The following is a 4,614-nucleotide window of genomic DNA, read 5'->3' as shown; positions in this document are numbered from 1 at the left end:
AAGTGGCTCAAGGACCTGCGCCAGTGGTGGCGCCGAACCGGCCGTGAGCTCACGGTGCCCATCGACGGAGTGACCAGCCCCACGCGCCCCGTGGGCAAGCACCAGGTGGCCTTCAACGAAGGTACCAAGCAACTGGCCGCGCTGCCCGCCGGCAGCTACAAGCTGGTGGTGGAGGCCTCGCGCGAGGTCGGCGGCCGCGAGCTGGTGACGATTCCTTTCACCTGGCCGGCCGCCAAGGCCCAGCAGCTCAGTGCCAAGGGCAGCAGCGAGCTGGGTGAGGTCACCCTGGACCTCAAGCCTTGACACCAACACCCCATAGCCGGAGACTTTCCATGCAAATCAAGACCCGTATCGCCACCTGCATCGCCCTGCTGTGCGGCGCCTTCTCGGCCCAGGCCCACAACGTGTGGCTGCTGCCATCGACCACCGTGCTCTCCAAGGCCGAGTGGATCACCGTGGACGCCGCCGTGTCCAACGACCTGTTCTTCTTCAACCACTTCCCGCTGGGCCTGGACAACCTCGTGGTGGTGGCACCCGATGGTTCGTCCATCAAGCCCGAGAACGCGCACCGCGGCAAGCTGCGCAGCGTGTTCGACCTGAACCTCACGCAGCCCGGCACTTACCACCTGGCTGTGGTCACCAGCGGCCTGAACGCCACCTACAAGGACAAGGCCGGCCAGAACAAGCGCTGGCGTGGCACGGCCGAGAAGTTCGCGGCCGAAGTGCCTGCCGATGCGCAGGACCTCAAGGTCACGCAGTCCGCAGGCCGCATCGAGACCTTTGTGACGGTGGGCAAGCCCAGCGCCATCAAGCCCACGGGCCAGGGCCTGGAGCTGGTGCCCGTGACGCACCCCAACGACCTGGTGAAGGGCGAGAAGGCCACCTTCGCCTTCCACGTGGACGGCAAGCCTGCGGCCAACCTCGAAGTGGTGCTGGTGGCGGGCGCCACGCGCTACCGCGACAAGATCGGCGAGATCAAGGCCACCACCGATGCCAAGGGCGAGTTCAGCGTGACCTGGCCTGCCGCCGGCATGTACTGGGTGGATGCCGACGCCAAGGACGAGAAGACCTCCATCCCCCAGGCCAAGGAGCGCCGCCTGTCGTACGTCGGCACGCTGGAAGTCCTGCCTTGAGCCTGGCTTGAGGTCTTGCGGATGAAGGTGCACTACGGAGCCGGGTTCGGGCGCGCAGCGGCTGGCGCTGCGCCCCTTTCCGCCCGGGTGTCGTTCGGCGGGTTTGGCCATGCCGCCCCGCATGCACCGGTGCGCGCAGCCGACTCCCCGGCCTTGCAGACCCTGGCGGGCGAGGCCATGGGCACCACCTGGTCGGTGCGCCTGTGCAATCCGCTGTTCGCACCGCTGGCGCCCGTGCGGGCGGCCATCGAAGCCGCACTGGCGCTGGTCGTGCGGCAGATGAGCAACTGGGAGCCGGAATCGGAGGTCTCGCGCTTCAACCGTGCGCCAGCGGGCAGTTGGCACACGCTGTCGCCCGAATTCTTTGCGGTGCTGCAGGCCGCGCGCCACTGGGCGCAGGCCAGCGGCGGGGCATTCGACGTGGGCGTGGGCGCGCTGGTGGACCGCTGGGGCTTTGGCCCCCGGCCTGATCCGCATGCGGACCACGCCGCGCCGCAGGCGATGCCTCTGGCGCAAGAGCTCAAGGTCCTGCGCTCGCCCGGTGCCGGCCTGGTGCTGCGCGATGATTCCATGCAGGTACTGCAGCCTGGCGGTTTGCAGCTGGACCTCTCGGGCATTGCCAAGGGCTACTCGGTGGACCTGGTGGTGCAGGCGCTGCAGGCGCAGGGCTGGACCGATTTTCTGGTCGAGGTGGGCGGTGAATTGCGCGCCAGCGGCACACGCCCTGGTGGCCAGCCCTGGCGCGTGGCCGTGGCAGGCGAGGCTGCTGGCCCGGCCCGGGCGCTGCCCCTGCAGGGCATGGCCATCGCCACCTCGGGCGACCACTGGCATGCCTTTGACCATGGCGGCCGGCGCTATTCGCACACCATCGATCCGCGCACCGGCGAGCCGGTGGCGCATGCGCTGGCCAGCGCGACGGTGCTGCACGCGGAATGCATGCATGCCGATGCGCTGGCCACGGTGCTCACGGTGCTGGGGCCGGTCGACGGCCTGGTTTTTGCCACGCAGCAAGGCGTGGCGGCACTGCTGTGCGAACGCAGTGCCAAGGGCGCTGTGTGGACCGCAAGCCCGGCATTCACCGCGCGCTTTCCTGGATTTTCATGAACGTTTCCGATCCCGCGATGCGGCTGGCCGCTGCCGCCGCTCTGGTGCTGTTGTACGCCGCCATGTGCGCCGCCATCTGGCTGCGCGAGCGGCGCAGGCTCCGGGCGCACGCCGCACAGGCCCGGGCCCTGGCATCGGCGCGCGAAGGCGTGCAGCCGCTGCTGGTGGTGTACGCCAGCCAGACCGGGCAGGCCGAAGAGTTGGCGCGCGAGACTGCGCGCCTGCTTCACACGGCGGGCGAGCCCGTGCACCTGTGTGCGCTCGACAAGCTCGATGCGGCCTTGCTCGCACGCAGCCAGCGTGCCCTGTTCCTGGCCAGCACCTATGGTGAGGGCGATGCGCCCGACAATGCCGCGGTCTTCCAGGAGGCGTGCATGGGCAAAGTAGACGGGGCCGCGCCGGACCTGTCGCAACTGCAGTACGGCCTGCTGGCGCTGGGTGACCGCCAGTACACCCACTTCTGCGGCTTTGGCCGCCAGCTCGACGCATGGCTGCGTGCGCGTGGCGCCACGCCGCTGTTCGAGCGCGTGGAGATGGACAACGGTGCGCCTGCGGCTCTCACGGCCTGGCAGCACCAGTTGGCGCAGGTGTCGAGCCTGAGCGAGCTGCCCGCGTGGGAGGCGCCCGCGTTCGACCCATGGACCCTGGCTGCACGCAGCCACCTGAACCCCGGCAGCGAGGGGGCTCCCGTGCACCTGGTGGAGTTGGCACCGCCCGCTGGCGCGGCGGCTGCATGGGAGTCGGGCGACCTGGTGCAGGTGTGCGTGCCCGGCGACATGGAGCACCCGCGCGAGTATTCGATCGCCTCGCTCGCCAGCGATGGGCGCGTGCACTTGGTGGTGCGCCAGGCCATGCGCGAGGATGGCATGCCAGGCCTGGCATCGCACTGGCTGACCGAGGGCGCGCAGGTGGGCCACGCAGTGCCGATGCGCCTGCGCGCGCACCGCAATTTCCGGCTCGAAGACAACGCTGCGCGACCGCTGATCCTGGTGGGCAATGGCACGGGCATCGCCGGCCTGCGCAGTCACCTGCGCGCGCGTGCATTGGCCGGGGCAGGGCCCAACTGGCTGCTGTTTGGCGAGCGCAACGCTGCGCACGATTTCCTCTTTCGCGACGAGCTCACCGCCTGGCAGGCGGCTGGCTTGCTCACGCGGCTGGACCTGGCTTTCTCGCGCGACGACCCGGCCCACAAGGTCTATGTACAGGACCTGTTGCAGGCGCAGGCCGCCAGCGTGCGGGCCTGGGTCGAGGAGCAGGGGGCGGCCATCTACGTCTGCGGCAGCCTGCAGGGCATGGCGCAGGGCGTGGACATGGCCCTCACCGGCCTGTTGGGGCCCCTGCCCATGGCCGAGCTGGTGCGCAGCGGGCGCTACCGGCGCGATGTGTACTGAGGGCGGCGCATGCGTGCGTGGATGCGCGTTGCAACCGTGCGTGGGTGCGTTTGGCCAGTCCATCAATGTGGACGAGGCCGTGACGCGCGGGCTTGAACTGAGCACCCGCATTCCGATCACCAGGGCCTGGTCGGCCACGGCCAACTGCACGTACACGAAGAGCGAGCAAAAGAGCGGGCCGAATGTGGGCAAGCCGCTGATGGACACGCCCGAGCATGCGCTCAATGCGCGGCTGAACTGGGAACCTTCACGGCAGTGGAATGTGTGGCTGCGTGTGGAGTACCGCAGTGAGCGCTTCCGGGATCCGGGAACTGCGGATACGCGGCCAGGATGGGCGGCGTCTTTGGCTTTCGGCTACTTACGAGTTCTGATTGCGTGATTGGGGTTGTCGCTTCGCTCTGATAGGGCGTGCTTTGTTGAAGGGCGGAGGCCGGGATGTGCGCCCGGCGGCGCACCTACTTTCTTTTTGCGCAAAAAGAAAGTAGGCAAAGAAATAGCGCCCCGCTGTCTGCGTCCCTTCGCTTCGCTGCGGGCAACCTGCGATGCTCGGATCTGGGGTGGTGCCGCAGAACTCGCTACGTTCTTCGAACTTCGCTCAAACAGCTGCGGCAAGTCAGATGACGAAGCGTGTGTGTCCTTCGGCACACACGCCCACCCCAGCTCCTGCGCTTCTCGGCGCAGCCAGAAGGGGTGGGAGCGGGGACAAACACGGCTGCTGCTTCGCAGCTGCGCCTGGGGTCGGTTCGCGCTGTGCGCTGCCGACATGTGGGGCGCGGGCGCTCTGGCGAACCGAGCGCAGCGAAGGACCACAGGCCGAGCGAAGCAATGGCCCGTGTGGAGCCCGCTCCCACCCCCTTCTGACCGTGCCGAGAAGCGCAGGGCCTGGGGTGAGCGCGTGCCGAAGGACACGCGCATCGTCATCTGGCTCGCCGAAGCTGTTTGACCGGAGCTGCCTCGCAGAGGCAGCGCAGGGAGTTCTTCGGCGT

The 4,614-nt window shown here is 68.6% G+C and carries 5 protein-coding genes; all 5 read left to right on the top strand.

Annotation, left to right across the window (positions count from 1 at the left end; genetic code table 11):
• The coding region (locus ACK59X_RS33705; RefSeq protein ID WP_409963717.1) for a DUF2271 domain-containing protein at positions 1 to 303 on the top strand (303 nt) is incomplete at its 5' end.
• A 29-nt stretch (positions 304 to 332) separates the two neighbouring features.
• The gene (locus ACK59X_RS33700; RefSeq protein ID WP_409963715.1) at positions 333 to 1,133 is read left to right on the top strand and encodes a DUF4198 domain-containing protein; all 801 of its coding nucleotides are present in this window, start codon (positions 333 to 335) and stop codon (positions 1,131 to 1,133) included.
• A gap of 21 nt (positions 1,134 to 1,154) precedes the next feature.
• On the top strand, positions 1,155 to 2,237 hold the full coding sequence (locus tag ACK59X_RS33695; protein WP_409963713.1) for an FAD:protein FMN transferase: 1,083 nt from the start codon (positions 1,155 to 1,157) through the stop codon (positions 2,235 to 2,237).
• A complete protein-coding gene (locus ACK59X_RS33690) occupies positions 2,234 to 3,628 on the top strand; it encodes a sulfite reductase subunit alpha (RefSeq protein WP_409963711.1) in 1,395 nt (464 codons plus the stop codon). Before ACK59X_RS33695 ends, ACK59X_RS33690 begins: the two co-directional genes overlap by 4 nt.
• A 40-nt stretch (positions 3,629 to 3,668) precedes the next feature.
• Positions 3,669 to 4,007 carry a TonB-dependent receptor domain-containing protein gene (locus ACK59X_RS33685; protein WP_409963709.1) on the top strand — a complete coding sequence of 113 codons (339 nt, stop codon included), beginning with the start codon at positions 3,669 to 3,671 and terminating at the stop codon, positions 4,005 to 4,007.
• Positions 4,008 to 4,614: the final 607 nt, after the last annotated feature.

Origin of the sequence: Acidovorax sp. (assembly GCF_046339755.1) — a bacterium.
Lineage (GTDB): Bacteria > Pseudomonadota > Gammaproteobacteria > Burkholderiales > Burkholderiaceae_C > Acidovorax.
Note: the sequence above shows the minus strand (reverse complement) of the source record. Positions and strands in the feature narration are given on the sequence as shown.